The sequence below is a fragment of the Marinobacterium sp. MBR-111 genome (assembly GCF_040547585.1).
GTDB lineage: Bacteria > Pseudomonadota > Gammaproteobacteria > Pseudomonadales > Balneatricaceae > Marinobacterium > Marinobacterium iners.
Genome location: NZ_JBEPQA010000003.1, coordinates 64313 through 90601 on the forward strand (window position 1 = coordinate 64313; position 26289 = coordinate 90601).

Below are 26289 nucleotides of genomic sequence, written 5' to 3' on the forward strand. Positions count from 1 at the left end.
ACTTCAGGCATGGTATTACACTCTGTCGACATTGTGGAGCCCGGCTGCCCCAGATCAATATGACCTGTGACAGCTTCCGCTAGTCTGGCGTATCCTGTAACCGACAGTTACCGAGGCGAGGTATGTTCGAAGTCATGAATGATCTGCTGAGAGCGGGCCGACACTCGCGCTACTTCAACCACACACGCAGTCATCATCTGTTCACGCGTGTAAGGCTGATCGCCTGGATGTTAATGGTGCTGCAAAGCGGCTGGATTTTGATCGACTGGCTGCTCCTGCCTGAAGCGGTCAGTAGCACCATCGCCTATGGCCGTCTTGCTGCCAGCGCGTGCTGCCTTCTGTTGGGCCTCTGGTTCTCTCATCCATATAGACTCGAAATATCGCTCATTCGTCTTTTACTGCTGGTACTTGTACTGACGGTGTTTCAGACCTGGAGCAATATGGTGCTGCTGCAGCAAGGGTTTGCGTCTGAGGTCTTGGCCGGATACGCCTTTTTCCCCTTCATGATCATGACCATGCTGGCGATATTCCCGCTGACCATGTTCGAGGTGGCCGGGTTTGCCATCTTTGTGCTGTTAGTGGAACTGGTAACCCAGCTCTGGACCGGTAAGTTCGGACTGGTGCCGGGGCTCAACGATCTGTGGCTGCTGGCGGTGCTGGGGCTGATTGCCGGTTGGGCTTCTGTGAACCAGCTCAGCATGTTGCTGATCCTGTACCGGCAGGCTACACGTGACCCCCTTACCGGGCTGGCCAACCGACGTCAGGTAATGGATCAGTTGGACGGCGACATTGAAGAGGCACATACACATCGTACGCCTCTGACGGTGATGCTGTTTGACCTGGACAAGTTCAAGAGCTTTAACGACAACCACGGCCATGCTGCCGGGGACATTGTGTTAAAGCAATTTGCCCGTATTTTGAAGGATCACGCCAAGCGCAAGACGGATCTGGCCGGGCGTTTTGGCGGTGAGGAGTTTCTGTTGACGCTGCCAGAGACTGATCAGAATCAGGCAATATCGCTGGCAGAGCAGATTCGCACTGCCTGTCATCAGACCCGGTTGAAAGTGCCTACCGGTGAAGAGGTCAGTTTTACCACCAGTATTGGTATCGCCACCCTTATCGACGGGGAGGATCGCTCGGGTCTGCTGCAGCGGGCGGATGAAGCCCTGTATCAGGCCAAGGACTCGGGGCGAGACCGGTATTGTTTGGCGGGTGAGGCAGCCGCCTCCAGTCAGGCTGACTGATCTTCGGAGCTGAATCGAAGCGTTGCCATAACGAAAAAGGGCCGCTGACAGATTTTCTGACAGTGGCCCTTTTTGTATCAGACGCGGATCAGCTCATGCGGCGGTACTTGATCCGCTCTGGCTGATGATCCTTGCCGTAACGGCGCTTGTAGTCCTCGGCGTATTCGCTGTAGTTGCCTTCGAAGAACTCCACGTTGGAGTCACCCTCATAGGCAATGATGTGCGTACAGATACGGTCGAGGAACCAGCGGTCGTGCGAGATCACCACGGCGCAGCCCGGGAACGCCAGCAACGCTTCTTCCAGTGCGCGCAGGGTCTCGATGTCCAGGTCGTTGGTTGGCTCGTCAAGCAGCAGCACGTTGCCGCCTTCTTTCAACAGCTTGGCCATGTGCAGACGGTTGCGCTCACCGCCGGACAGATCCTTGACGAACTTCTGCTGATCGGAACCCTTGAAGTTGAAGCGACCGCAGTAGGCACGGGCCGGCGTCTGGTAGTTACCCACGGTGATGATGTCCTGACCGTCGGAGATCTCCTGGAACACGGTGTTGTTGCCGTTCAGTTCACGCGACTGGTTAACGTAGGACAGCTGCACGGTGGAGCCGATCTCGATCTCGCCGGAATCCGGTTTCTCTTCCCCGGTCAGCATGCGGAACAGAGTTGATTTACCGGCACCGTTGGGACCGATAATACCGACAATGGCACCCGGCGGGATGGCCAGGTTCAGGTTCTCGAACAGCAGCTTGTCGCCGTAGGACTTGGTGACGTTGTGCAACTCTATCACTTTGTCACCGAGGCGTGGACCCGGCGGAATGTAGATCTCCTGGGTTTCGTTACGCTGCTGGAACTCGCGCGAATTCATCTCTTCGAACGCTTTCAGACGCGCCTTGGACTTGGTCTGACGGCCTTTGGCTCCCTGGCGTACCCACTCCAGTTCGGCTTTCATCGCCTTGCGGTGAGACGCTTCAGACTTGGCCTCTTGTTCCAGACGGGCCTCTTTCTGCTCCAGCCAGCTGGAGTAGTTGCCTTCCCAGGGGATGCCGTGGCCACGGTCCAGTTCCAGAATCCAGCCGGCGGCGTTGTCGAGGAAGTAACGGTCGTGGGTGATCGCCACCACGGTACCGGTGTATTCCTGCAGGAAGCGTTCGATCCAGGCGATCGACTCGGCGTCCAGGTGGTTGGTCGGCTCGTCCAGCAGCAGCATGTCCGGATGATCCAGCAGCAGGCGGCACAGGGCCACACGGCGGCGTTCGCCGCCGGACAGGTGCTCGATCTTGGCGTCCCAAGAGGGCAGGCGCATGGCGTCGGCGGCGCGCTCCAGTGCCTGATCCAGGTTGTGACCGTCTTTCGCGGTGATCAGGTTTTCCAGCTCGGCCTGCTTCTTGGCCAATTCGTCGAAGTCTGCATCCGGATCGGCGTAGGCGGCATAAACCTGATCCAGTTCAGTCAGGGCGTTCTTCACGTCGGAGACCGCTTCCTCGATTACTTCGCGTACGGTCTTGCTGTCGTCCAGCTCCGGTTCCTGTGGCAGGTAGCCCACTTTCATGTTGGGCATGGGCCGCGCTTCGCCGGTGTAGTCCTTGTCGACACCCGCCATGATCCGCAGCAGGGTGGATTTACCGGCACCGTTCAGGCCAAGCACACCGATCTTGGCGCCGGGGAAGAAGGACAGAGAGATATCCTTGAGGATTTCACGCTTGGGCGGTACCACTTTGCCCACTCGGTTCATCGTAAATACGTACTGAGCCATCAATATGCCTGTAGATTGGGGTTAAAAAACAGCCAAGATTCTACCTGTGGCCGAAAGCGAATGCCATTTGCTGCAGGGCACGATGAGCTGAATGAATCATTTGCGCAATGGACTGACCCCTTTTCATGTGCCTTCCGTATGATTTTTAGACTATAATGCGCATCTTTTTCGAGGCAGCTACAGGTCAGTCCATCACTACCTGCGCCGACTTTGCCGCTACTTTTGCCACTTCAGGGGACAGCAATGTTTAGCAAAGATATGTCTATCGCCAGTTTTGATCCGGATCTGTTCGCTGCGATGCAGTCCGAAGCGACGCGTCAGGAAGAGCACATCGAACTGATCGCTTCCGAGAACTACACCAGCCCGCGTGTGATGGAAGCTCAGGGCTCGGTCCTGACCAACAAGTATGCTGAAGGCTACCCCCACAAGCGTTACTACGGCGGTTGCGAATACGTCGACGTAGTTGAAGAGCTGGCGATTGAACGTGCCAAGGAACTGTTTGGCGCTACCTACGCCAACGTCCAGCCGCACTCCGGCTCCCAGGCCAATGCTGCCGTGTACATGGCGCTGTGCCAGCCGGGCGATACCGTGCTGGGCATGAGTCTGGCTCACGGTGGTCACCTGACTCACGGTGCTGCCGTATCTTTCTCCGGTCGTATCTACAAGGCCGTTCAGTACGGTCTGAACCCGGAAACCGGCTCCATCGATTACGATGAGGTCGAGCGTCTGGCGGTTGAGAACAAGCCGAAGATGATCGTGGCCGGCTTCTCTGCCTACTCACAGATCGTGGACTGGGCACGTTTCCGCGAGATCGCTGACAAGGTTGGCGCTTATCTGTTCGTCGATATGGCCCACATCGCAGGCCTCGTGGCTGCAGGCGTATACCCGACGCCGCTGCCCTTCGCAGATGTTGTTACCACCACCACCCACAAGACACTGGGCGGCCCGCGTGGCGGCCTGATCCTGTCCTCCAACGCGGATGAAGACCTGCAGAAGAAGCTGAACTTCGCGGTATTCCCGGAATCTCAGGGCGGCCCGCTGATGCACGTCATCGCGGCCAAGGCTGTATGCTTCAAGGAAGCAATGGAGCCCGAGTGGAAAGCCTATCAGGCTCAGGTCGTCAAGAATGCTCAGGCCATGGCCAAGGTGTTCCTGGATCGTGGCATCAATATCGTCTCCGGCGGTACTGAAGATCACCTGTTCCTGGTTGACCTGATCAACAAGGATATCACCGGTAAGGATGCAGACGCGGCGCTGGGCCGTGCCAACATCACCGTGAACAAGAACTCCGTGCCGAACGATCCGCGTTCTCCGTTCGTGACCTCTGGTCTGCGTATCGGCACTCCGGCTGTGACTCGTCGGGGCTTCAAGGAAGAGGAAGTGGCGCAGCTGGCGAACTGGATCTGCGATATCCTCGACGACATCAGTAACGACGATACCATTGCGCGCGTGAAGGGCCAGGTACAGGAAATCTGTGCCCGCTTCCCGGTTTACAAGTAAGCCGGTAGAATAGCAGGGGCGGCTGCGGCCGCCCTTTTTGTTTGGGGCCTGTCCCCTCCTTGACCCTTCGGGGAAACGCTCTTTCGCTGAGGCAACCCATGCACTGTCCGTTTTGTGGCACCCATGAAACCAAAGTTGTCGACTCCCGGCTGGTGGCCGAGGGGCAGCAGATCCGACGGCGGCGCGAATGCATCAGCTGCCATGAGCGTTTTACCACCTACGAGACCGCCGAACTGCTGATGCCTCGTGTCATCAAGACCGATGGCTCGCGCCAGCCCTTTGACGAAGAAAAACTGCGCGCCGGTATCCAGCGGGCGCTGGAAAAGCGTCCGGTCAGCATCGAAGAGATCGAAGCCTGCATCACCCGCATCAAACAACGCCTCCGTGCCACGGGTGAACGTGAGTTGCCTTCGCGGGAGGTGGGTGAAGCGGTTATGGCTGAGTTGCGCAAGCTGGATCAAGTCGCCTATGTGCGTTTTGCTTCGGTCTATCGCAGCTTCCAGGATATCAACGAATTCCGTGTAGAGATCGAGCGCCTGTCTGGAGCGGAGCATGACTGATCATTTCAGTGGCGACGACCACCGTTACATGGCGCATGCGCTGCAACTGGCCGAGCAGGGGCTATACACCACCGACCCCAACCCGCGTGTCGGCTGTGTGCTGGTGCGTGATGGTGTTGTGGTCGGTGAAGGCGCTCACCTTAAGGCAGGCGAACCCCATGCCGAAGTTCATGCCCTGCGTATGGCCGGTGAGCAGGCTGTGGGTGCTACCGCCTATGTCACACTGGAGCCCTGCAGTCATCATGGCCGTACGCCACCCTGTGCGGATGCGCTGGTCAAGGCAGGTGTGGCCCGGGTTGTCGCGGCCATGCAGGATCCCAATCCACTGGTGGCCGGGCAGGGGCTGTCGCGTATTGCCGCCGCAGGGATCACCACGGCCTCGGGGCTGCTGGAGGCAGAGGCACGCAGGCTCAACCCCGGCTTTATTAGCCGGATGGAGCGGGGGCGTCCCTTTGTTCGATTGAAACTGGCGGCTAGTCTGGATGGACGTACGGCCATGCGCAGCGGCGAGTCACAATGGATCACAGGCGCAGCCGCTCGTGCTGATGTGCAGCGACTGCGCGCACGCAGCTCCGCCGTTGTCACCGGCGTTGAAACCGTCTTGCATGATAACGCCTCACTGACTGTGCGTGCCCCCGAGCTGGGGCTGTCGCCCGAGCTGGCAGAGCAGGCGGCAATCCGTCAGCCGTTGCGAGTGGTACTGGACAGCCAGCTGCGTCTGCCGGCAGGGGCGAAACTTCTGAGCCTGCCCGGCGAAATTTTGATTGCCGCCGCACTGTCGCAGGATCATCCTCGCGCCGCGGCTCTGATACAGTCCGGGGCGCGTATACTGAGCCTGCCAGGCACCGAGGGGCGAGTTGATCTGGGTGCGCTGCTGGTGCTGTTGGCTGAAGAGTACCAGTGCAACGAGCTGTTGCTGGAATGTGGTGCGACCCTCGCCGGTGCGGCGCTGCAGGCGGGCCTGGTGGACGAACTGGTACTGTATATGGCCACTACGCTGCTGGGCAGTTCGGCGCGTCCGTTACTGGAGTTGCCATTGGAGCGCATGGCACAGCAGCAACGGCTTAAACTGACCGACAGTCGTATGCTGGGTGAAGACCTGCGTCTGACCCTGAGCTGCGACGGAGAAATTAACTGATGTTTACCGGAATCATCGAAGCGATCGGTGAAATTGCCGACAAACGCATGATCGGTGGAGACATGCGGCTGTATGTGCGCACCGGTGGCCTTGATCTGTCCGATGTGAAACTGGGTGACAGCATCGCTACCAATGGCGTCTGCCTGACCGCCGTGGAACTGCCGGGCGATGGCTTTATTGCCGATGTGTCGCTTGAAACCCTTGCTCATTCCCGCTTTGAGGAACTGGAGCCAGGTGAGGCGGTCAACCTGGAAAAGGCGTTGCGTCCGGACAGCCGATTGGGCGGGCATATTGTCACCGGTCATGTGGATGCGGTGGGTACCGTGGTCGAGCGGGCGGATGATGCCCGCTCGGTGCAACTGAAAATTCGTATGCCGGTATCCATTCAGCGTTATGTTGCAGCCAAGGGCTCGATCACAGTGGATGGGGTCAGTCTGACAGTCAACAGCCTCGATGGCGACTGCTTCTGGCTCAATATCGTGCCGCACACGGCACAGGAAACGATTATCGACCGCTACAGCGCCGGTCGTCGGGTCCACCTGGAGGTGGATATCATTGCCCGCTATCTTGAACGCCTGATCGGAGCTGCGGCTCCACAGGCCGAGGACGAGACAGCAGGCGGCCTGACACTGGCGATGCTGGCTCAACACGGATTCATGCGTCGCTGATGCGGCGGGAGAGAACTATGCAGCTGAATACAACTGAAGAACTGATCGAAGATATCCGTCAGGGCAGGATGGTTATCCTGATGGATGACGAAGATCGTGAAAATGAAGGCGACCTGGTGATTGCCGCCCAGTGCGTGCGTCCCGAAGACATCAATTTCATGATCACCCATGCCCGCGGTCTTGTCTGCCTGACACTGACCCGTGAGCGCTGCGAGCAGCTCAAGTTGCCGCTGATGGTGCAAAACAACGGCGCCGCTTTCTCGACCAATTTTACCCTGTCGATCGAAGCCGCCAAGGGTGTCACCACCGGTATCTCGGCAGCTGATCGTGCGGTCACCGTACATGCTGCTGTCAAGAGTGATGCTCAGCCGGAGGATATCGTTCAGCCGGGGCATATTTTCCCGTTGATGGCCCAGCCCGGTGGCGTGCTCAGCCGTGCCGGTCATACGGAAGCCGGTTGCGACATGGCGCGTTTGGCCGGCTTTGCGCCGGCGTCGGTTATTGTTGAGATCATCAACGAAGATGGCAGCATGGCACGCCGTCCTGATCTGGAAAAGTTTGCTGCCAAGCACGGCATCAAGATCGGCACCATTGCGGATCTGATCCACTACCGTACCCGCAATGAGCACACAGTTGAGCGTGTGGGCGAGGGTGTATTGCCGACCGAGTTTGGCGAGTTTCGTTATGTCAGCTATCGTGACGAAATTCAGAACTGCACCCATCTGGCGCTGGTGAAGGGTGATATCGACCCGAACGAACCCACGCTGGTGCGCGTCCATGTCCGTACTGAAGTGTTGCGTGATGTGGTCGGCGTACGCCGCGGCCCGGAAGTGAAATGGACCATGCGCCGTGCGCTGGAGCGAGTGGCCAACGAAGGCAAGGGTGTGGTGCTGTTGATCGATAAGGGCACCCGTGTCGATCTGGGTGAGGCGATCGAAAGTCTGCTTAATGCTGACCGTACCCGTTCCAAAGTGAACGTCAGTGCATCTGGTGCCTACATGACCGTAGGTACCGGCTCACAGATTCTGCGGGATCTGGGGGTGCATAAAATGCGCCTGCTCAGCTCGCCAATGAAATTCAACGCGATCTCCGGTTTTGATCTGGAAATCGAAGAGTACATCCCCTACGAGGATTGATGGACAAGTCTATGACAGTACAAGTATTTGAAGGCGACTTCGTGAGCGCCGACGGCAAATATGCCATTGTGGTGGGTCGCTTCAACGCGTTTGTGGTTGAAAGCCTGTTGGACGGCGCCATCGATGCGCTGGTGCGCCACGGCGTATCTGAAGAGAATATTCGTGTCATCCGTGTGCCGGGTGCATTCGAGATTCCGTTGGCGGTCAAGCGAGTGGCACAACAGAAGCAGGATGACGCCATTATCGCGTTGGGCGCCGTAATCCGTGGTGGTACACCGCATTTTGAATATGTTTCGTCCGAAAGCTCCAAGGGCGTGGCGCAGGTGTCCATGGACTACGATATCCCCGTGGCCAATGGCATCCTGACTGTGAATTCCATTGAACAGGCGATTGAGCGTTCCGGTACCAAGGCCGGTAACAAGGGGGCGGAAGCCGCATTGTCAGCGCTGGAAATGGTCAGCCTGATGCGTCAGCTTGAGGTTTGAGCATGAGCGAGTCCACGCCGCGTAAAAAAGGCAAGCCCAATCTGACTGAAATGCGCCGCAGCGCCCGCAGCTTTGCGTTGCAGGCACTGTACCAGTGGTCCGTGGCAGGTCAGAGCGCTAATGAGATTGAGGCGCAGTTTCGGGTCGATAACGACATGAGCACCACCGATGTACAGCTGTTCTCTGAGCTGCTGCGCGGGGTTACGGCAGGCAGCAAGGATCTGGATGAAGCCTACCGTCCCTTCCTTGACCGGCCGCTGACCGACCTGGACCCGGTTGAACTGAGCGTGCTTCGCATAGGTGCCTACGAACTGATTCACCGTTTGCAGGTGCCCTATCGTGTGGCGATCAACGAAAGTGTTGATCTGGCCAAGATATTCGGTGCCACAGAAAGCCACAAGTATGTCAACGGCATTCTCGACAAGCTGGCCCAGCGCGTGCGTGCGGCTGAAATTCGTGCTCGGCGTGCTGCCGACTGAACGATGACTGATCCGCGTGGGTGAGTTCGAGCTGATCCGGCGCTGCTTCATGCAGGAGCAAACCGGTGCCGGTGTCATCAACGGCATTGGTGATGACTGCGCCGTACTGGAGGTGCCTGCTGGCCAGCAGTTGGTGGTGTCGATCGATACCCTGGTGGAGGGCGTGCACTTTTTGCCCGGTACCTCGCCCGCACAACTGGCCGAGCGACTTGTGGGAGCCGCGGTCAGTGATCTGGCGGCCATGGCCGCAGCCCCCGCCTGGCTTACGCTGGCTGTAACATTGCCGCAGGCGGATGAAACCTGGCTGCTGGCCTTCTCGCGCACACTGTCTCAACGTTGCAGTGAGCTGGGTATTGCCTTGGTGGGAGGGGATACCACCCGTGGCCCGGTCTGCGTTCTCAGTGCTCAGGTGCATGGGCTGGTGCCCAATGGCCAGGCGTGGCTTCGCAGTGGTGCAGTTCCCGGAGATCGCATTCTGGTGACTGGCTCCCTTGGGGACAGCCGTGGCGGCCTGGAAACGCTGCTGCAGCCGCTGCCCGTGAGTGCAGAGCCAGAAGCGGTTGAACAGTTGAAGCAGCGCTTTTACCGCCCGGAACCGCGGCTTGAGCTGGCTCAAAGCCTGCGTGAACATGTACATGCGGCCATTGATATCTCGGATGGCCTGCTGGGTGATCTGGGCCATATCCTCGAAGCCTCTGGAGTGGGAGCGCGGCTGCAGGCCGATCAATTGCCTGTCTCATTCGCCCTGCAGCAGCTTTATCCACAGCAGGCGCAAGACTGGGCGCTGGCTGGTGGCGAAGACTTTGAGCTGTGTTTGACAGTACCTGTCGCACAGTTGTCGGCATGTCTGGACACGGCACAAGCGCTCGGCATTCGCCTGACCGATGTCGGTGAAATAACCGCCGACACTGGGCTTCAGGTTCTGCAAGCGGGGACAACGGTGCTGGGTGACTTGCCTGGCAGTTGGGATCATTTCAGGAGTGAAGATGAATAAAGCCCCCGCCTCTGTGTGGCGCAATCCGATCCATTTTCTGGCCTTTGGTCTGGGCAGCGGTGCCTCGCCGAAGGCGCCGGGTACGGCAGGAACTCTGGCGGCGGTACCGCTTTGGTATCTGCTGTCACAGACACCGCTGGCGATGTACCTGCTGCTGGTATTGCTCGCCTTTGTGATCGGGATCTGGTTGTGTGGGCGTACATCCCGGGATTTGGGTGTTCATGACCACGGCGGCATTGTCTGGGATGAGTTTGTCGGCTATTGGATCACCATGATCGCGGTACCGGTGGACTGGGTCTGGGCGCTGGCGGGTTTTATCCTGTTCCGCCTGTTCGATATTCTCAAACCCTGGCCCATTGGCCCTGTGGACAAGCGGGTACACGGCGGGCTGGGTATCATGCTGGATGATGTGCTTGCGGGCGTTATGGCCGCCGCAGTACTGCACGGGCTGATCTGGCTGTTTTGAGCCGACAGCCTGAATTGAAAAAGAATTTGCAGAGGAAACAACCAAGGTGTCAGTTCAGTATGTAGCCGATTCGCGGCTGCCAACCCCCTGGGGGGTGTTTACCATGGTGGGGTTTGAAGACCCCGCCACCGGGAAAGAGCACGTCGCGCTGGTGTTCGGCGAAGTGGCCGGTGACGAGCCGGTACTGGCCCGTATTCACTCCGAGTGTCTGACCGGCGATGCGCTGTTCAGCCTGCGCTGTGATTGTGGTTTCCAGCTGCAGGAAGCACTGAAGCGCATCGCGGAAGAGGGCAGGGGGGTACTGCTGTATCTGCGTCAGGAGGGCCGGGGAATTGGCTTGCTGAACAAGATCAAGGCGTATCACCTGCAGGATGGCGGTGCCGATACAGTGGAAGCCAACGAGCAGCTGGGTTTTGCCGCCGACATGCGTGACTACAGCATGTGTGAGCCGATGCTTGAGCATCTGGGCATCAAGGCCGTGAAGTTGATGACCAATAACCCGCGCAAGGTGTCAGCACTGGAGAAATACGGCGTCAACGTGTCAGAGCGTGTACCGCTCCAGGTGGGTAAGAACCGCCACAACGAAAGCTATCTGCAAACCAAGATGGGTAAGCTCGGCCACATGATGACCGAACACCACTTCAAGGATGAATAACTAACCCTGCAAGCGCTGCCGGATCGCGGTTTCGATACCGGCAGTATCCAGGCCGCACTCGGCCAGCTGCTCGCTGCGACTGGCGTGACCTATCCAGCGATCCGGTATCCCCAACAGCAGCAGTTCTGTATCCAGGGCCGCCTGAGTGCAGAACTCGGCTACCGCTGAGCCTGCCCCACCTTGAATGGCATGATCTTCCAGCGTGACCAGTAGTTCATGTTCACCTGCCAGTTGCTCGACCATGCAACTGTCCAGCGGTTTCACAAAGCGCATGTCCACCAATGTATAGCCATTCGTGTCGGCTACTTGGCGCGCACTGTCCAGCAACGGGCCAAAATTGAGCAGTGCCACCTGTTTTCCTCTGCGCAGTACTCGGCTTTTGCCAATATCCAGTGTAGCTGCATCGTCTGTCTGTGGCAGGGCAGCACTGCCACGGGGGTAGCGAACGGCGGCAGGCCCCGGGTACTGATAGCCCAGTGTCAGCATCGCTTCCAGCTCGGTCTCATCGGCTGGTGTCATCAGCAGCAGACCGGGCAGGCATCGCAACGCCGCGATGTCGAAGCTGCCGGCGTGGGTAGCGCCATCTTCACCCACCAGCCCTGCCCGATCAATCGCCAGCAGCAGATCGAGATCCTGAATCGCCACATCATGTACGATCTGATCCCAGGCACGCTGCAAAAAGGTGGAATAGATCGCCAGCACCGGTTTCATGCCGCTGCAGGCGAAGCCCGCGGCCAGAGTCGCGGCGTGCTGCTCGGCGATGGCAACGTCAAAATATCGCTCGGGAAAGCGCTCGGAGAACTCGATCAGATCCGAGCCTTCGCGCATCGCTGGTGTAATCCCGATCAGACGTGAGTCCCGAGTGGCAGTCTCGGCGAGCCAGCGGCCGAATACATTGCAGTACTTGGGCCGTTTGGCAGCGTTGTCGACTGCGGCCAGCGGCTCGATTTTGGTCAGAGCATGGTAGCCAACCGGGTCCGCTTCGGCCGGTGCGAAACCTTTGCCCTTGCGGGTGATGACATGCAGCAACTGTGGGCCGGGGCATTGCAATGACCGCTCCAGTGCCGGCAGCAGCAGGCTGAAGTCGTGTCCGTCCACAGGGCCGGAATAATTGAACTCAAGTGCCTTGAACAGAGCGGCGGTGACGGGGCCATCCATTTTCTGTTTCAGATTGCGTGCCAGATAGCTCGCCAGGCCGCCTTCGTTACGTGAGATCGACATGTCGTTGTCGTTGAGGATCACAAGCAGGTCGGCGCCGGTGTGGGCGGCATGATTCAACGCTTCGAACGCCATGCCTGCGGTCATGGCACCATCACCGATCACAGCTACGGTATGGCGGTTTTCACCCTGTAGCCGGTAGCCCAGCGCCATGCCCAGTGCGGCACTGATCGAGGTACTGGAGTGGCCTGTACCAAAACTGTCATAGGGGCTTTCGGTGCGTTTTGGAAAGGGGGAAAGACCCCCTTTCTGACGCATGCTGGCCATGGAGTCGCGCCGACCGGTCAGAATCTTGTGTGGATAACTCTGGTGGCCCACATCCCAGATAAGGCTGTCATCAGGGGTATTGAGCAGGTAATGCAGTGCAATGGTCAGATCGACCACGCCCAGGCCTGCGCCGAAATGTCCTCCGGTCTGGCCCACGGACCAGAGCAAAAAGGCACGCAGTTGCCGAGCCAGCTCAGGCAGATCGGCACGACTTAATCGACGCAAATCGCTCGGTGATTGGACGAGGTCCAGCAAGGGGGTATCGGGTCGCTGGTCAGGAATCCGATTGAACATGCTCAATGGTCACGCGCAACAATGTAGTCGGTCAGGGCAATCAGCGCTTCGGCATCAGGGCCAAAGCCTGTGAGTATGGCTACGGCTTCCTGGTGCAGTTGGTTCAGTTTTGACCGTGCACCTTCAATGCCCAGTAGAGCGGGATAGGTGGGCTTGTTCTGCGCTTGATCAGACCCCTGGGGTTTGCCCAGCGTGGCGGTGTCGCCTTCGATATCCAGCAGATCGTCCTGAACCTGAAATGCCAGCCCGACCAGGTCGCCAAAACGACGCAGTTGGTCCAGACGCTCGCCTTCCGGCTCACCGGCTGAAAGTGCGCCCAGCTCTACGGCACAGGTAATCAGTGCTCCGGTCTTGCAGGCGTGCATTGCTTGCAGCTGCTCCAGTGTCAGAGGCTGGCCTACATGACCAAGGTCAAACGCCTGCCCTGCTACCATGCCCTGCCGACCGCTGGCGCGTGCCAGCACCTGCATCATCTTCAGCTGACGCAGTGCCAGTGTTGGGTCGATGATTTCGCTCAGTTGCTCAAACGCCAGGCACTGCAGGGCATCACCGGCCAGGATGGCTGTCGCCTCATCAAAGACAATATGACAGGTGGGCTTGCCGCGACGCAGGTCGTCGTCATCCATCGCCGGCAGGTCATCATGGATCAGCGAATAGCTGTGGATGCACTCAATGGCAACCGCTGCCCGGTCAGTCAGGGCGTGAGGAGGCTGGTCGGGACTGCACAGCTGGTGGCTAAGGTAGACCAGTGCCGGTCGCAGGCGTTTGCCGCCGTTAAGCAGGCCGTAACGCATTGCTTCGGGCAGTCGGGGCTCAAGTGAGGCCGTTTCCTGAAAAATTTGCTCAAGCTGCAGCTCAGTGCGAGAGCGGTACTGAGCCAGTACCTGCTGAATGTCCATGCCTACTCTTCCCGGTTGGGGAAGTCGTTGGCGTGAATTTCGCCATCCTGCTCAGTCAGCAGCTGCACTTTCTGCTCGGCCTGTTGCAGAATGGTCTGACATTCACGCGTCAGACGTACTCCTTGCTCGAATGAAGCAAGGGCCTCTTCAATGGGCAGGTCACCCTGCTCAAGACGTACCACGAGGCTTTCAAGCTCTGACAGGGCGTGTTCGAAGTCGGGTTTATCGGCTTTGCGGGTCATGCGGATTTCATCTGATCGGTTAAGGCGTTCACGTTAACCAACCTGCCGACAGGGGTCAATCAGAGCTATGGAAAAAGCTGATCAAAGCGTGAACGTATGTTTAATTCTGGTATGATCTGCTGCTGGCAAAGTCAGCGTTCTTGCCTTTTATTAGCATCGGTACATATTTTCAGGAGCGATCAGTGGATCTGGCTACCCTCGTTGGTCTCTTAGGGGCTTTTGCTATCATCGTTGCCGCGATGGTACTGGGCGGTGATATCGGTATTTTTGTTAACCCACCATCCATACTGATTGTTGTCGGCGGAACACTGCTGGTGGTGTTGATGAAATTCACCCTCGGGCAGTTTCTCGGTGCCGGAAAAATCATGGCAAAAGCGTTCATGTTCAAGTCGGTTAACCCTGAGGACATCATTGCCGAAACGGTTGATCTGGCAGATGCTGCACGCAAGGGAGGGCTGCTGTCACTTGAGGATAAAGAGGTTTCCTCCGAGTTCATGCAACGTGGTATTCAGTTGTTGGTGGACGGGCATGACCCTGAGGTGGTCAAGCAGCTGTTGAAGAAAGAGGCCGGTCTTACATACGAGCGACATGACTTCGGTTCCAAGATATTCCGAGCCATGGGCGATGTGGCACCGGCAATGGGCATGATCGGCACCCTGGTGGGCTTGGTACAGATGCTGTCCAACATGTCCGACCCAAAATCGATTGGTCCGGCCATGGCGGTTGCACTGTTGACGACACTGTACGGTGCGATGATAGCCAACATGTTTGCCATTCCGGTGGCGGACAAGCTGGAGGTACGCAAGGATGAGGAGGCGCTGAATCAGGCCCTGATCATCGACGGCCTGCTGGCGATTCAGGCGGGTCAGAACCCGCGTGTAATCGATCAGATGCTGCGCAACTACCTGCCCGAGCGCAAGCGTGCCGTTGCTGAAAGCTGAGGGAGCCGGCCATGAGTGACGACAGCGAAGACAAAAAATGTAAATGTCCGCCGGCGGGGTCACCCTTGTGGATGGCGACCTTTGCCGACCTGATGTCGCTGCTGATGTGTTTTTTCGTGCTGCTGCTCTCCTTCTCGGAAATGGACGTGCTCAAATTCAAGCAGTTGGCCGGCTCCATGCGTGAAGCATTTGGCGTTCAGAACCAGATCAAGGTGGAAGATATCCCGAAGGGCACCTCCATCATTGCGCAGGAGTTCAGCCCTGGCCGCCCTGAGCCGACGCCCTTGAATGAAGTGCGTCAGATGACGGTCAACAATGACCTCAATAGTCTGGATGTGCGCTCGCGTGAGGGCGAGGCCCAAATCGAAGACGAATTGAAGGGGCTTGAAGAGCTGCGGCGGCAGCAGGAAGAGCAGGCTCAGCAGGAGGCGGTCGCCGTTGCTCAGGCGCTTGCGGCTGAAATCGGCGAAGGTAGTATTGAGGTTGAAACTGATGGCACTCGCATCATCATCCGAGTAAAGGAGCGTGGATCATTTGATTCCGGCTCGGCCGAGTTGAAGTTTCAGTATATTCCGGTGATCGCCAAAATTCGTGACCTGCTGCTGGATATCAGTGGCAAGGTAGCCATTGAGGGGCACACCGACAATATCCCCTATTCAGGGCGGCGCTTCGAGTCCAACTGGGATCTTTCAGCTGCACGAGCGCTGGCGGTGGCGCATGAACTTTTTGCTGACCGCCGTATAGATCAGTCCCGCTTCAATATTACCGGCTATGCCGATACCCGTGCGCTGGCACCCAACAGCACGGCGGAGCTTCGCGCTCGCAACCGCCGTGTGGAGATTGTCATTCAGAAGGGTGACGCAGAAGAGGCACTGGATCGACTGCAATCACGTCCTGACGGCGATACGGAAGGAGCGCCGATTGACCCGATCGGCCTGTTCTGAGGGCCGGGTCTGGTATTGAGTCATTCTCTTCTTCGCGTTCAGGGAGCGTTTGCATCTGACGGCGGGAATCAATAATATTAGTTTATTCTTAACTAATATGTGAGGAGTCGTGCATGAGCGCCGACAAGCGAGTCAGTGTTAACGCCCAAATGACGGAAGGTTTTGCCGTTCGCGCGGATATCCGTGGCCATCAAGTGGTGATTGACCAGCCGGAGGCTGCCCGTGGACAAAACCAGGGGCCAACCCCGCTGGAGTATTTTTTGTTCTCGCTCGGTGGTTGTATCTGCACTATCGGCCGTATCGCGGCGATGCAGCAGAAGATTGAGCTGCGTGGCATGAAAGTCAGTGTCGAGGGTGACTACAACCCTGCCGGTTTGCTGGGCAAGCCCAGTGATGACCGCACTGGCTTCCAGCAGATCCAGGTATCAGCCGAAATCGATGCCGACATGACTGATGAAGAGAAGCAGGTGTTTCTGGATGCGGTCTGTGAACGTTGCCCACTGCATGACAATATCAAACTGGAAACACGGGTGACCCACCACCTGGTTGAGCCCAGCTGCATCGCTTGATGCCGCTGTCAGTCGACGGGCGGCACCTCCAGCAGAAAGGTGACCGGCCCGTCATTCAATAGCTCTACCTTCATATCCGCACCAAAGCGACCGGTTTCGACTGACCCATGCATGGCCCGCGCTCGCTGAACAAACAGGTCATACAGTCGCTCACCTTCAGCGGGTGTAGCACCGCGGGAAAAGCCGGGCCTGAGCCCCTTGCGCGTGTCGGCAACCAGTGTGAACTGCGATACCACCAGCAGCCCGCCCCCTACATCGGTCAGGCTTCGATTCATTTTGCCATCGACATCCGGAAAAATGCGGTAGTTCAGGACCTTTTGCAGCAGCTTGTCAGCTGTTGTTTCGTTGTCACCCTGTTCCACTCCCAGCAATAGCAGAATGCCACCATCAATGGCACCGGTAATCTCGTTATTCACTTTTACGCAGGCATGGCTGACACGTTGAATCAGTCCCTTCACAATATTGCTCCTCAGGCGCTGCGCTGGGCAAATTCGTCGGTAGCGTGGACCAGATTGTCGATAATGCCGGGTTCAAAGGCCGAGTGGCCGGCATCTCGAACGATATGTAGATGCGCATGCGGTGCCGCCTGTTGCAGGGCAAAGGCCTGCTCTAGCGGGCAAACCACATCGTAGCGGCCGTGCACGATGGTGATCGGGATATCCGCAAGCCGGTGGGCGTCATTCAGGATCTGATCCGACTCCAGAAACGCCTTGTGGATAAAGTAGTGCGCCTCGATCCGTGCCATCGCAAGGGCAAAATGGGGATCGGCAAAGTGTTCAACGACATCCGGGTTCGGGTCCAGTGTTGAACAGCGCCCCTCCCACACGGACCAGGCCTTGGCTGCTTGCATCCGTACCAAGTCGTTGTTTCCGGTCAGGCGCTGATGGTAGGCACTGAGCAGGTCGCTTCGCTCTGTAGCGGGAATGGGCTGCAAGTAATCCTGCCAGTAGTCGGGGAAGAGGGCGCTGGCACCCTGCTGGTAGAACCACTGTATATCCTGGTCGCGGCAGAGAAAAATGCCGCGCAGAATCATGCCGGCGACGCGTTCAGGGTGCGTCTCGGCATAGACCAGGCTCAGCGTCGAGCCCCAGCTGCCACCAAACAGCAGCCATTGCTCAATGCTGAGGAATTCCCTGATCCGCTCCATGTCCGCCACCAGTGCCTGAGTGGTATTGGCTTCGAGCTCTGCATGCGGCGTTGAGCGACCACAGCCGCGCTGGTCGAACAGGATAATACGGTAACGTTCAGGATTGAAAAAGCGTCGGTGCTCGGGGCTGCAGCCGCCGCCGGGGCCGCCATGCACGAACAGGACCGGGATGCCGTTGGGGTTGCCGCTTTCCTCCACGAACAGCTTGTGGCCCCTGTCCATGTCCAGATAGTACTCGTGGTTGTGGCCGATCTCCGGATAGAGTGTGCGCATAGCGTCTCTCCTGCTGGTCGCTGTGAATCGGCAGTATATCGACCCGTCGTAGGGAGGTGAACCGGATCCGGCGGATTTGCCAAAATTGATAATTGTCATTTCTTCCCGTGCGCAAATCCACGTACACTTAAGCGCATGAAAACGATTATCATCTCTATTATCAAGTTATGTCCTGCCAGGCCTCGATGCGGGCGCGTTCGTAGCTGGTTGGCGCCACTGTTAGGCTGTTGCTTCAGTGCCGCCGCTGTTGCCCAGGTGCCAGCGGCCAACACTCCCGTGCGTCAGGAAAAACTGGTGTTGTCCGGTCCTCCGGCCGTTGTCTCCTATCCGCTGATCCATATGGCCACCAGTGGCGAACTCTCGGATCTGGCCGACAAGGTCGAGTTTCGCACTTGGACCAACCCTGATCAACTGCGGGCCATCGCCATGGACGGCAGCGCCGACTTTGTTGCCATGCCCACCAATGTGGCGGCGAATCTGTATAACCGGGGTGTCGCTCTGCGGCTGACCAACGTTTCGGTCTGGGGCATCCTCTGGATGCTGTCGCGTAACCCCGAACTGAAAACCCTGGCAGATTTTCGGGGTGAAGAGATTGCCGTACCTTTTCGGGCGGATATGCCGGATATCATGTTCACCTACCTGGCCGAACAGGCTGGCCTGGACCCACGCACCGACTTCAAGGTGCGCTACACGGCAACGCCACTGGACGCCATGCAGCTGTTGATCATGCGCAAGGTGGATCATGCTCTGCTGGCCGAACCCGCCGTTTCCATGGCTTTGCGTAAAACCCGTTCCTTCCCGCTGTCGGTGGTGGCGCCGGATCTTTATCGCAGCATCGATCTGCAGCAAGAGTGGGGCCGCCTGTTGCACACTGAACCGCTGGTACCCCAGGCGGGTATGGTGGTGCTGGGCAAGCAGCATACCGATGAGGCCTGGGTAGCGCGGCTGGAGCAAGCCTACGCCCGTTCTTGGCAGTGGTGTGTTGATAACGCCGAGGCCTGCGGCACAGCGGCGGCTCAACAGATCGACCTGCTCACCGCCGAGGCGGCTACTGATGCCATCCACAGCTGGCCGCGTCACTACGCCACGGCAGCCGAAGCCAAGCCCCAATTGCAGGACTTTCTACAGTTATTACTGGATCGCGAGCCGGCCAATGTTGGCGGTAAGCTGCCTGACCACGGATTTTATGGTCTGACGCCCTGATGTTGAACAGCGTATTAAGGGGAATGGCACGGGCATTGGCCTACCTGTGGAGCGGCTGGGGTGCCATAACCAGTCTGTTGTTATTTTGTGCCGCCTGGGAAGCCGGCGGTCGGCTGTACGGCGATCTGGTATTGCCCGGCCCCCTGGCGACGCTGCAGCAGTTGTCGACCATGTTTGCCTCTGGCTTGGCCTGGCCCGAATTGGCCATTTCCGCACGGCGGGCACTCTATGGTCTGGGGTTGGCGCTGTCGGTCGGAACCCTGCTGGGCCTGGTTGCGGGGCGTTCGATGACCATGGCCATGGCCGCGCGACCGCTGGTCACGCTATTGCTGGGCATGCCGCCCATCGCCTGGCTGGTACTGGCCATGCTCTGGTTTGGCATGGGAGATGCCACTCCTGTATTCACGGTGTTCGTGGCCTGTTTTCCGCTGGTGTTCGCCGGTGCCATGCAGGGCAGTCGCATGCTCGACAACCGGCTACGGGACGTTGCCCGGGCTTACCGCTTGCCACTGCGCATGGTGCTGACCGATACGTTTCTGCCTCAGGTCATGTCCTATCTGTTTCCGGTCTGGATTACGGCGCTGGGTACGGCCTGGAAGGTAGTGGTGATGGCAGAACTGCTGACCACCGTTGACGGCGTCGGCGCTGCACTGGCCGTTTCCCGCTCCCAACTGGATACGGCCACATCTCTGGGCTGGATTCTGGCCTTGCTGGGTCTGCTGCTGGCACTGGAGTACCTGGTGCTGGAGCCGATCAAGCGCCATGTTGAACGCTGGCGAACGGAGTCGGCCTGATGAGCAGCCTGCATATACGTCACCTGAGCCACAAATACGCCCTTACCGAAGTGCTGAACAATATCAGCCTGGACCTGCATGCCGCCGAGACCCTTGCGCTGGTGGGGCCTTCCGGTTGCGGCAAATCCACCCTGCTGCATCTGGTCGCAGGTCTGCTGACCCCTGCGGAAGGCATCCTGCAATCGAGCTTTCAGGGCGTTGCGACGGTGTTTCAGGAACCCCGGCTGATGCCCTGGAAGAGCGCGCGTGACAATATTGCGCTGGGTCTCAAAGCACTGGGAGTGCCGGCCAAGGCGCGGCGGCGACTGGCGGAAGAGCTGGGCCGACGCCTGGGGCTGTCGGCAGACGATCTGGACAAGTACCCTCACGCCCTGTCCGGTGGTATGCAGAGTCGCGTATCCCTGGCCCGGGCGCTGGCCATCAACCCTGATCTGCTGCTGCTGGATGAACCCTTCTCGGCACTGGATGTCGGCTTGAAGGAGGAACTTTATGCCCTGCTGGATCAGCAGATCAGTCAGCAGGGCACGGCTGTACTGCTGATTACCCATGACCTGATGGAAGCGGTGCGCCTGGCTGACCGCATTCTGATGATGGTACCCAACCCCGGGCGCATCCTGCACGAATTTCCACTGCTGCAACCGCATGATCGGCGCGACACCGCTTGGGTTTATGGCACCCTGGCCGAGCTGATGCAGGTGGAGACCGTCCGTGTCGGCTTTGGCCTGGCATCAGGCCCCTTGCCCGAACCTGTTTTTCACTCTCATGATCAGGGCTGCCCGGTTTAATGTTGTCATCTCTCATTGCCAAGCTACTTTCTCCCACAAGGCTGGAACGCTGGCCTATGCTAATGTGCGGTTTCCGGCCTTTTTTTCTGCTCGCTGCGGCCAGTGCGCCCCCGCTGATGGTCTTGTGGCTGCTGGCTTGGCACGGCTGGCTGCCGCTGATTATGCCGGGTGGTGCCCTGGCCTGGCATGGCCATGAACTCATCTTCGGTCTGGTCACGGCCGCCATTGCCGGTTTTGCCCTGACCGCAATTCCCGAATTCACCCACACCGAGCCGATCAATCGCCGTCGCCTGCTGGTGCTGGTCGTGTTGTGGCTGCTGGCGCGTGCCTGTTATGCCCTGGCCGGCATTTGGCCGTCATTGCCGGGACTTTGGCCTGCAGCCATATGCAACCTGGCGCTCTGGCTGGGTTTATTGTGGCAACTGACACCATCGTTATGGCATGACCCACAGCGTCAGCACATCAGCTTTTTCCTGATCATGGCTATCCTGGCCAGCTTGCAAATCGGCTTTTTCAGTGCCATTTGGTTGCAGCAGGACCCACTCGCCTGGCTCCGGCTTGCCACCGGAGCGATCATGATGCTGATCATCGTGGCGACCAGCCGGGTATCCATGGCGGTGGTAAATGGTCTGATCGAACAGGGACGGCCGGGCGAACCCGAAATCGACGAGGTGGGCTACCTGGCCCGGCCGCCGCGGCGCAACCTGGCTATTTTTGCCATCGGCGTGTGCAGTGTCACCGAATTTGGCCTGGGTCAGGACGTTATCACCGGCTGGACCGCACTGGCCGCCGCCGCCGCCATGCTCAACCTGCTCAATGACTGGCATGTCGGCCGGGCACTTTTCACCCGCTGGGCACTCATGCTGTACGCCAGTTATTGGCTGATTGCGCTGGGCTATGGCTTGCTGGGCGCCGCCTGGCTGGGGGCCGGGCTCTTGCCTTCGGCAGGTCGGCACCTGTTGATGGCAGGTGCCATGGGACTGTCGATCTTTGCCATCATGGCGCTGGTGGGGCGTATTCACACCGGGCGCTGGCTGGATCGGCGACCCTGGTTGATCCTGGCTGCGTTGGGTCTGGTACTGGCTGCCGTCGTGCGGGTATTGGCCGGAGTGGGTCCATTCATGGTCTGGATGCAACCGCTGCTGACGCTGTCCGGTTTGATCTGGGCCGGTTGCTTCGGGATTTATCTGCTGCTCAGTTGGACGGTGCTGTCCGGGCCTCGCACGGATGGCCAGACAGGCTGTGCCGAGCCACTGCGCCAGGGGAATACGGCGCACGGCGGCTGTGGATAGGTGTAAGCGATCAGCTTTGGTGTACGTTGCAGCAGTCGAACAGGCTCTTGCCCAGTTGACGGCTGGGGGAAAAATATCCGGGCTCCAACTGGGGCGGCGGCAGGTCCACCCTTGCACATAGGCTGTCGGCATCCAGAATGACCAGCTGTTTGGAACCTTGTGTGCCAATCAGACCGGCGCGCTTGAAGCCGGCCAGCTGGCGTGACAGGGTTTCCGGCGTAATGTTGAGCTGGCGTGCCACCACATGCTTGCTGCCGGGCAGTGTCAACCAGGCGCGCCTTTGCTGCATATACAGATCCATTAGATAAAGCACCAGCCGCTGGGCGGCATTGCCGGTAGTGAGCAGATCGATGCGATTGAGTGACTGGGAAATGCTCAGTGCCATGCTCGACATCAGTTCCAGGCTGAACACCGGCACAGCCTGGCAGACCTGCAGCAGGCTGTCGCGAGAAAGGCGGTAACAGCTGGCTTTGGTCGTTGCTCGGGCCGAGAGAGGGTATTCTGGGGATTTGAGAAACATCACCGTTTCCACCAGCAGGTCGCCGCTGCTCAGGGTCCGAAACAACTTGTGATCGCCACTGTAGCTGGGGCGGTACAGATCAAGGGTGCCCGAGTTGATCAGAAAAAAATACTGGGCTTCGTCACCCATGTGGAACAGGTGCTCTTTAGCTTCTAGTTGAACCAAGCTGGCGTTTTCGATCAACGGCTGGCGTTCGGCCTCGGGTAAGCGAGACAAAATAGGGGACTGGTTCAGCAACTGCGCTAATACGGCCATGATGATCTGTACCTCTGCTTCCATTCCGGGTGCTATGCCTCGGTTAAGCATGCAAGAACCACTCGATACTACATGATAATGATTATCACATCCAATTCAGAGTTGTCTCGGTACAGTGACAACTGATATTCCGGTCGCATTGTCTAAATCTGTTTCGTTATTAATAATAATTTTCAAAAATTTATAATTATCATTCTTATTTAGAAGGCCTGCTCGCTAAAGTCTCCTGCTCAACAAGGACCAGAACACCCCAAGGCGTTTGGTCAGCCGTCAAGTGAACCTGACAATTATGGAGATACGCGTCATGAAGCGACACCCCATCCGGCCCAACAGGGCGGTTTATCTGCCCCCCCCCGGCACGTTTACACTCAGCGGCCTGGCCGTCGCGGTGGCGGTGGCAGGCATGAGCCTGATGGTGAAACCGGCGTGGGCGGCAGACACTCAGGGCGCGGGGCAGCAGGCGGAAGCCGCCGCACAAAATGCCGAGCAGAACAATCCCACTGAGGCCAGTGCGCAGGATACGGTGGTGATTACCGGCACTGAAGTGGATGTGGACACCCAGGGCTACAACAACATCTACGACCAGAACGTAACCAACCTTTACGCCGATCGTGAATATCTGGAGCGCTTCAAGGCAACCAACCCCGGCGATGTGTTCAAGGGCATGAACGGGGTGTATAGCATGGACACCCGCAGCAGCCAGTCGATTACCCCGAACATACGCGGCATCAGCGGCGAAGGCCGAGTACCGCTGACCATCGATGGCACCGAACAGTCCACCAATGTCTGGCAGCACATGTTTGGTGCCGGTAACCGCAGCTATGTGGATCCGGCGCTGTTCCGCAGCATCGAAGTGGAAAAAGGCCCCTCACTGAGCCGCGGCTTGAAGAGCGGTGTTGGCGGCGGGGTGAAGATCCGTACCATCGACCCGGCGGACATCATCCCCGAAGGGGATAACTGGGGCATTGAAACCAACCTGAGAACCTCGGGCAATACCAGTGCTTCACGCTTTAACGCTGAAGAGTTTTATGGCAAGGACTACCGAGATATTCCTGGGGCGCAGCGACTGGGCCAAATGGGTATCGAAGTGCCCTATCCTGACGCTCGTCAAAAGGGCAGTGCCTCTACCCTGAATTTCGAAGACCACTCGGAAATGCTGGCCATTGCGGCGCGGAACGAGGTGGCCGACATTCTGTTGGCCCACAGCCAGCGCACCACGGGCAACTACTATGCCGGCGAGCGGAATGCCGACAAGTACGAGGGGCATGATGTATGGGACAACAGCAGTACGGACCAGTACATCCCCAACCTGACCAAAATGTACACGGCCGGCAGTGAAGTCTTCAATACCGCCAGTGAGGTGGATACCACGCTGGTCAAGAACAACTGGTACCTGCCCAATGAGCAGCGCCTGGGGCTGCAATTCATGCGCACCGATATGACTTTTGGTGAAACCGTACCCGGCGATAGCGTGCTGTACTGGGGGTATCGGGAAGGTGCCGAACAAAGCCAGCCCGATGTTGACTGGTCGGAATACCAGTTTGTATATGAAAAACCCCATTCGGAGCTGAGGGTTGACAGCTACAAGCTCAGCTATGACATCAAGCCGGAAGGCTCGAAATGGCTGAACCTGGAAACCAGTCTTTGGCATACCAAAACCGAGGGTGTGCGATATCAGAGCGGTGTAAACCCCTTTGGCTATTCCGTGGACGCAGACACGCATCAGGCACTTAAGGACTATGACTTTATGGTGGAGTCTTTTCCGGAATATGCCGACTGGTTTACCGAGCCCGAGCATGACGGCACCATTCTGCGGCAGGGGCGACAATGGACCCAGCATGACCGCACCGGCTTTGACTTCAGTAATCAGATGCGGCTGACGGATAGGCTTCAGCTGACAATCGGGGGCGGATATCAAAAAGAACAGCTCGATGAGCAACTTCAAGCCAGCGCAGCCAGTGCCTTATTTGGTGGAATGGGAGGCGCAGATCTGCACATTAGCACCGATCGCCTCGGCCCCCGTTCGGGTACGCGCAAGGAAACCTCGGCCATGTTCAACCTGGCCTGGCAGCCCACCAACTGGCTGACCCTGACCGCCGGTACCCGCTATCTGCACTATAAGGGCAAGGACACCGGCACCGCCGAGCGCCGCCGTCAGCAGGAAGGTTTTTTTGAGGCGAAGCGCCGAAAAACCGGAGTGGAGCTGGAATGGGGGGAGTTGCTCACAGCTGAAGAGATGGAAACAAGGCTACAGTTGGTCCAGCGTCACGACGATGCTTATTTTGCGGCTGAACCATTTTTTGATACTTGGAACACGACTGGAGTTAAAACACCTGAAATAGACTCATGGTTAGCCGTTAGGGATGAATTTGAAGCCTGGCTGGATGGGCGTACGATGGATATCGGGTCGAGATACCCTTACTGGGAGAAAAGCACGGTTGTTCCCCTGGTGGATGGCAAGCTTGATTCATCACAAAATCCCTTTGCCAATGGCGAAGTGGATAATTCCCTGCTCTATGAGGTTGTAGACAATGCTGTAGACAAAATGGGTAATCCAACCGGGAACAGCGTGCCCCGGATAATGCCGTTAGACGCAACCGGGACAGCCGTTTACGAAACCCTGGCTGCCGGCCAGGCCTGGGAAGCCCCTGAAGAGCAATCCGGTGATGCGTTCAGCCCGGTACTGAGTGCCACCGCCAGAATTACCCCCTACGGCACCGCCTTTGTGCGTTACGCCCAGACCACGCGTTTTCCCAGCATTCAAGAGCTGACCTCCAGCGCCATTGTGGCTGGTGCGGGCACGGTCGGGACGCTGGCCACGGGAGCCAGCAAACCGGAGCGCAGCACCAACTGGGAGCTGGGCTACAGCCATGATATAACCCAGTTCATGCCCGGCCTGCGTGCCGCCGATGTGCGCCTCAGCTATTTCAATACCGAAATCGAGGACTATATCGACCGCTCCAGAGGCATGGAAATCATTCAGTTCGACCAGAAAAAAACCAGCGGTATTGAACTGCAATCCCGTTTTGATACCGGCCGTTACTTCGGCAGCCTGGGGGCCACTTACCGGCTGAACCAGAAACTGTGTGACCAGGACTACGCCTCTAGCCTGGATCCTTTCTTCAACCGTATTCCCGAGTGTATGACCGGCGGCTTCCCCGGCACCTACAGCGGCAGCAGTCTGCAGCCCAAGCTGTCCATCGATATGGCGCTGGGAACCCGTTTGCTCAACAACCGGCTGGAGCTGGGCTGGCGCGGCACCTATCACGCCGGGGCCGAGAACAAAGAGCTGGATCGCCTGCTGGCCTCTGAAGAGGGGGCGTCGATTACCCGATACGTGCCGCGGGACATGTGGGACCGGGCCGGTGGTGATACGAGTTTCTATACCTTCTACTGGGAGTCGGTCATGTTGCATGACCTATACGCCAACTATGAAGTGAACCCGGCGGTAGCCTTTAACCTGGGCGTGACCAACGTCACCGATGAATACTACCTGGACCCCATGGCCAAAACCCTGCTGCCGGGGCCGGGCCGCACCCTGAGCGCAGGGCTGAAAGTGAAATTCTGATTTTTT

Annotated in this window: 26 protein-coding genes; 19 read left to right on the top strand and 7 right to left on the bottom strand. The window is 58.2% G+C overall.

The genetic code is table 11. The features are described from left to right. The first annotated feature begins 134 nt into the window (after positions 1-134). On the top strand, positions 135-1244 hold the full coding sequence (locus ABIE61_RS02965) for a GGDEF domain-containing protein (RefSeq protein ID WP_354406578.1): 1110 nt from the start codon (positions 135-137) through the stop codon (positions 1242-1244). 88 nt (positions 1245-1332) lie between these two features. Here ABIE61_RS02965 and ettA read toward each other — a convergent pair whose 3' ends face one another. Beyond that, entirely contained in the window at positions 1333-2991 is a 1659-nt protein-coding gene (gene ettA / locus ABIE61_RS02970; protein WP_354406579.1) for an energy-dependent translational throttle protein EttA, read from the bottom strand. 243 nt (positions 2992-3234) lie between these two features. Between ettA and glyA the strand changes: the two genes are divergently transcribed. The 10 genes from glyA to ribA all read left to right on the top strand — a co-directional run bounded on the left by glyA (position 3235) and on the right by ribA (position 11072). Beyond that, complete coding sequence (glyA, locus tag ABIE61_RS02975; RefSeq protein WP_354406581.1) at positions 3235-4491, top strand: serine hydroxymethyltransferase; 1257 nt, start codon at positions 3235-3237, stop codon at positions 4489-4491. Positions 4492-4589: 98 nt separating this feature from the next. Beyond that, complete coding sequence (gene nrdR / locus ABIE61_RS02980) at positions 4590-5051, top strand: transcriptional regulator NrdR (RefSeq protein WP_354406583.1); 462 nt, start codon at positions 4590-4592, stop codon at positions 5049-5051. Continuing rightward, entirely contained in the window at positions 5044-6189 is a 1146-nt protein-coding gene (ribD, locus tag ABIE61_RS02985) for a bifunctional diaminohydroxyphosphoribosylaminopyrimidine deaminase/5-amino-6-(5-phosphoribosylamino)uracil reductase RibD (protein WP_354406585.1), read from the top strand. The genes nrdR and ribD overlap by 8 nt, the downstream gene beginning before the upstream one ends. Continuing rightward, complete coding sequence (locus ABIE61_RS02990; RefSeq protein ID WP_354406587.1) at positions 6189-6857, top strand: riboflavin synthase; 669 nt, start codon at positions 6189-6191, stop codon at positions 6855-6857. The genes ribD and ABIE61_RS02990 overlap by 1 nt, the downstream gene beginning before the upstream one ends. Positions 6858-6874: 17 nt before the next feature. Then, entirely contained in the window at positions 6875-7993 is a 1119-nt protein-coding gene (gene ribBA, locus ABIE61_RS02995; protein ID WP_091826818.1) for a bifunctional 3,4-dihydroxy-2-butanone-4-phosphate synthase/GTP cyclohydrolase II, read from the top strand. 11 nt (positions 7994-8004) lie between these two features. Then, positions 8005-8478, top strand: a complete 474-nt coding sequence (gene ribH / locus ABIE61_RS03000; RefSeq protein WP_091826900.1) for a 6,7-dimethyl-8-ribityllumazine synthase — start codon at positions 8005-8007, stop codon at positions 8476-8478. 2 nt (positions 8479-8480) lie between these two features. Next, positions 8481-8957 carry a transcription antitermination factor NusB gene (gene nusB, locus ABIE61_RS03005; RefSeq protein WP_091826819.1) on the top strand — a complete coding sequence of 159 codons (477 nt, stop codon included), beginning with the start codon at positions 8481-8483 and terminating at the stop codon, positions 8955-8957. A gap of 16 nt (positions 8958-8973) precedes the next feature. After that, a complete protein-coding gene (thiL, locus tag ABIE61_RS03010) occupies positions 8974-9951 on the top strand; it encodes a thiamine-phosphate kinase (RefSeq protein WP_354406591.1) in 978 nt (325 codons plus the stop codon). After that, complete coding sequence (locus ABIE61_RS03015) at positions 9944-10417, top strand: phosphatidylglycerophosphatase A family protein (protein WP_091826821.1); 474 nt, start codon at positions 9944-9946, stop codon at positions 10415-10417. Before thiL ends, ABIE61_RS03015 begins: the two co-directional genes overlap by 8 nt. Before the next feature lie 46 nt (positions 10418-10463). Beyond that, positions 10464-11072 (top strand): GTP cyclohydrolase II, encoded by a 609-nt coding sequence (ribA, locus tag ABIE61_RS03020; protein ID WP_091826822.1) that lies wholly within the window; start codon positions 10464-10466, stop codon positions 11070-11072. On the opposite strand, the gene dxs is transcribed toward ribA, so the two are convergent. Genes dxs through ABIE61_RS03035 form a run of 3 tightly spaced genes read right to left on the bottom strand, consistent with a single transcriptional unit; the run spans position 11073 to position 13992 of the window. Further along, positions 11073-12851, bottom strand: a complete 1779-nt coding sequence (gene dxs, locus ABIE61_RS03025; protein WP_354406595.1) for a 1-deoxy-D-xylulose-5-phosphate synthase — start codon at positions 12849-12851, stop codon at positions 11073-11075. 2 nt (positions 12852-12853) lie between these two features. Further along, positions 12854-13750 (bottom strand): polyprenyl synthetase family protein, encoded by an 897-nt coding sequence (locus ABIE61_RS03030; protein ID WP_354406598.1) that lies wholly within the window; start codon positions 13748-13750, stop codon positions 12854-12856. 2 nt (positions 13751-13752) lie between these two features. Further along, entirely contained in the window at positions 13753-13992 is a 240-nt protein-coding gene (locus ABIE61_RS03035; RefSeq protein WP_354406599.1) for an exodeoxyribonuclease VII small subunit, read from the bottom strand. 182 nt (positions 13993-14174) lie between these two features. Between ABIE61_RS03035 and pomA the strand changes: the two genes are divergently transcribed. From pomA to ABIE61_RS03050, 3 genes are all read left to right on the top strand, one after another. Continuing rightward, the gene (gene pomA / locus ABIE61_RS03040; protein ID WP_354406601.1) at positions 14175-14933 is read left to right on the top strand and encodes a flagellar motor protein PomA; all 759 of its coding nucleotides are present in this window, start codon (positions 14175-14177) and stop codon (positions 14931-14933) included. Between the two features lie 11 nt (positions 14934-14944). Continuing rightward, on the top strand, positions 14945-15877 hold the full coding sequence (locus tag ABIE61_RS03045) for a flagellar motor protein MotB (RefSeq protein ID WP_354406603.1): 933 nt from the start codon (positions 14945-14947) through the stop codon (positions 15875-15877). Positions 15878-15990: 113 nt separating this feature from the next. Beyond that, positions 15991-16446, top strand: coding sequence for an OsmC family protein (locus tag ABIE61_RS03050; RefSeq protein WP_206836492.1), 456 nt, complete (start codon positions 15991-15993; stop codon positions 16444-16446). Between the two features lie 8 nt (positions 16447-16454). Here ABIE61_RS03050 and dtd read toward each other — a convergent pair whose 3' ends face one another. Continuing rightward, positions 16455-16904, bottom strand: a complete 450-nt coding sequence (gene dtd, locus ABIE61_RS03055) for a D-aminoacyl-tRNA deacylase (RefSeq protein ID WP_354406606.1) — start codon at positions 16902-16904, stop codon at positions 16455-16457. Positions 16905-16915: 11 nt separating this feature from the next. Further along, positions 16916-17866 carry a prolyl aminopeptidase gene (gene pip, locus ABIE61_RS03060; protein ID WP_354406609.1) on the bottom strand — a complete coding sequence of 317 codons (951 nt, stop codon included), beginning with the start codon at positions 17864-17866 and terminating at the stop codon, positions 16916-16918. 207 nt (positions 17867-18073) lie between these two features. On the opposite strand from pip, the gene ABIE61_RS03065 reads away from it, so the two are divergent. The 4 genes from ABIE61_RS03065 to ABIE61_RS03080 are packed head-to-tail and all read left to right on the top strand — an operon-like array spanning position 18074 to position 21940. Further along, a complete protein-coding gene (locus ABIE61_RS03065; protein WP_354406611.1) occupies positions 18074-19069 on the top strand; it encodes an ABC transporter substrate-binding protein in 996 nt (331 codons plus the stop codon). After that, the gene (locus ABIE61_RS03070) at positions 19069-19863 is read left to right on the top strand and encodes an ABC transporter permease (RefSeq protein ID WP_354406614.1); all 795 of its coding nucleotides are present in this window, start codon (positions 19069-19071) and stop codon (positions 19861-19863) included. The genes ABIE61_RS03065 and ABIE61_RS03070 overlap by 1 nt, the downstream gene beginning before the upstream one ends. Beyond that, a complete protein-coding gene (locus ABIE61_RS03075; protein ID WP_354406616.1) occupies positions 19863-20648 on the top strand; it encodes an ABC transporter ATP-binding protein in 786 nt (261 codons plus the stop codon). Before ABIE61_RS03070 ends, ABIE61_RS03075 begins: the two co-directional genes overlap by 1 nt. A 56-nt stretch (positions 20649-20704) precedes the next feature. Continuing rightward, the gene (locus ABIE61_RS03080) at positions 20705-21940 is read left to right on the top strand and encodes an NnrS family protein (protein WP_354406618.1); all 1236 of its coding nucleotides are present in this window, start codon (positions 20705-20707) and stop codon (positions 21938-21940) included. Between the two features lie 10 nt (positions 21941-21950). Here the strand turns inward: ABIE61_RS03080 and ABIE61_RS03085 are convergent, their stop codons facing one another. Next, positions 21951-22766, bottom strand: a complete 816-nt coding sequence (locus tag ABIE61_RS03085; protein ID WP_354406621.1) for a Crp/Fnr family transcriptional regulator — start codon at positions 22764-22766, stop codon at positions 21951-21953. 253 nt (positions 22767-23019) lie between these two features. Between ABIE61_RS03085 and ABIE61_RS03090 the strand changes: the two genes are divergently transcribed. Further along, a complete protein-coding gene (locus ABIE61_RS03090) occupies positions 23020-26283 on the top strand; it encodes a TonB-dependent receptor domain-containing protein (protein WP_354406624.1) in 3264 nt (1087 codons plus the stop codon). The last annotated feature ends 6 nt before the right edge of the window (positions 26284-26289 follow it).

What these genes read in the sequence shown, in the direction of transcription:
- ABIE61_RS02965 (WP_354406578.1), top strand. Translation starts at nt 135, where the DNA reads ATGAATGATCTGCTGAGAGCGGGCCGACACTCGCGCTACTTCAACCAC.
- ettA (WP_354406579.1), bottom strand. Translation starts at nt 2,991, where the DNA reads ATGGCTCAGTACGTATTTACGATGAACCGAGTGGGCAAAGTGGTACCG.
- glyA (WP_354406581.1), top strand. Translation starts at nt 3,235, where the DNA reads ATGTTTAGCAAAGATATGTCTATCGCCAGTTTTGATCCGGATCTGTTC.
- nrdR (WP_354406583.1), top strand. Translation starts at nt 4,590, where the DNA reads ATGCACTGTCCGTTTTGTGGCACCCATGAAACCAAAGTTGTCGACTCC.
- ribD (WP_354406585.1), top strand. Translation starts at nt 5,044, where the DNA reads ATGACTGATCATTTCAGTGGCGACGACCACCGTTACATGGCGCATGCG.
- ABIE61_RS02990 (WP_354406587.1), top strand. Translation starts at nt 6,189, where the DNA reads ATGTTTACCGGAATCATCGAAGCGATCGGTGAAATTGCCGACAAACGC.
- ribBA (WP_091826818.1), top strand. Translation starts at nt 6,875, where the DNA reads ATGCAGCTGAATACAACTGAAGAACTGATCGAAGATATCCGTCAGGGC.
- ribH (WP_091826900.1), top strand. Translation starts at nt 8,005, where the DNA reads ATGACAGTACAAGTATTTGAAGGCGACTTCGTGAGCGCCGACGGCAAA.
- nusB (WP_091826819.1), top strand. Translation starts at nt 8,481, where the DNA reads ATGAGCGAGTCCACGCCGCGTAAAAAAGGCAAGCCCAATCTGACTGAA.
- ABIE61_RS03015 (WP_091826821.1), top strand. Translation starts at nt 9,944, where the DNA reads ATGAATAAAGCCCCCGCCTCTGTGTGGCGCAATCCGATCCATTTTCTG.
- dxs (WP_354406595.1), bottom strand. Translation starts at nt 12,851, where the DNA reads ATGTTCAATCGGATTCCTGACCAGCGACCCGATACCCCCTTGCTGGAC.
- ABIE61_RS03030 (WP_354406598.1), bottom strand. Translation starts at nt 13,750, where the DNA reads ATGGACATTCAGCAGGTACTGGCTCAGTACCGCTCTCGCACTGAGCTG.
- ABIE61_RS03035 (WP_354406599.1), bottom strand. Translation starts at nt 13,992, where the DNA reads ATGACCCGCAAAGCCGATAAACCCGACTTCGAACACGCCCTGTCAGAG.
- ABIE61_RS03045 (WP_354406603.1), top strand. Translation starts at nt 14,945, where the DNA reads ATGAGTGACGACAGCGAAGACAAAAAATGTAAATGTCCGCCGGCGGGG.
- ABIE61_RS03050 (WP_206836492.1), top strand. Translation starts at nt 15,991, where the DNA reads ATGAGCGCCGACAAGCGAGTCAGTGTTAACGCCCAAATGACGGAAGGT.
- pip (WP_354406609.1), bottom strand. Translation starts at nt 17,866, where the DNA reads ATGCGCACACTCTATCCGGAGATCGGCCACAACCACGAGTACTATCTG.
- ABIE61_RS03070 (WP_354406614.1), top strand. Translation starts at nt 19,069, where the DNA reads ATGTTGAACAGCGTATTAAGGGGAATGGCACGGGCATTGGCCTACCTG.
- ABIE61_RS03075 (WP_354406616.1), top strand. Translation starts at nt 19,863, where the DNA reads ATGAGCAGCCTGCATATACGTCACCTGAGCCACAAATACGCCCTTACC.
- ABIE61_RS03080 (WP_354406618.1), top strand. Translation starts at nt 20,705, where the DNA reads ATGCTAATGTGCGGTTTCCGGCCTTTTTTTCTGCTCGCTGCGGCCAGT.
- ABIE61_RS03085 (WP_354406621.1), bottom strand. Translation starts at nt 22,766, where the DNA reads ATGCTTAACCGAGGCATAGCACCCGGAATGGAAGCAGAGGTACAGATC.
- ABIE61_RS03090 (WP_354406624.1), top strand. Translation starts at nt 23,020, where the DNA reads ATGAAGCGACACCCCATCCGGCCCAACAGGGCGGTTTATCTGCCCCCC.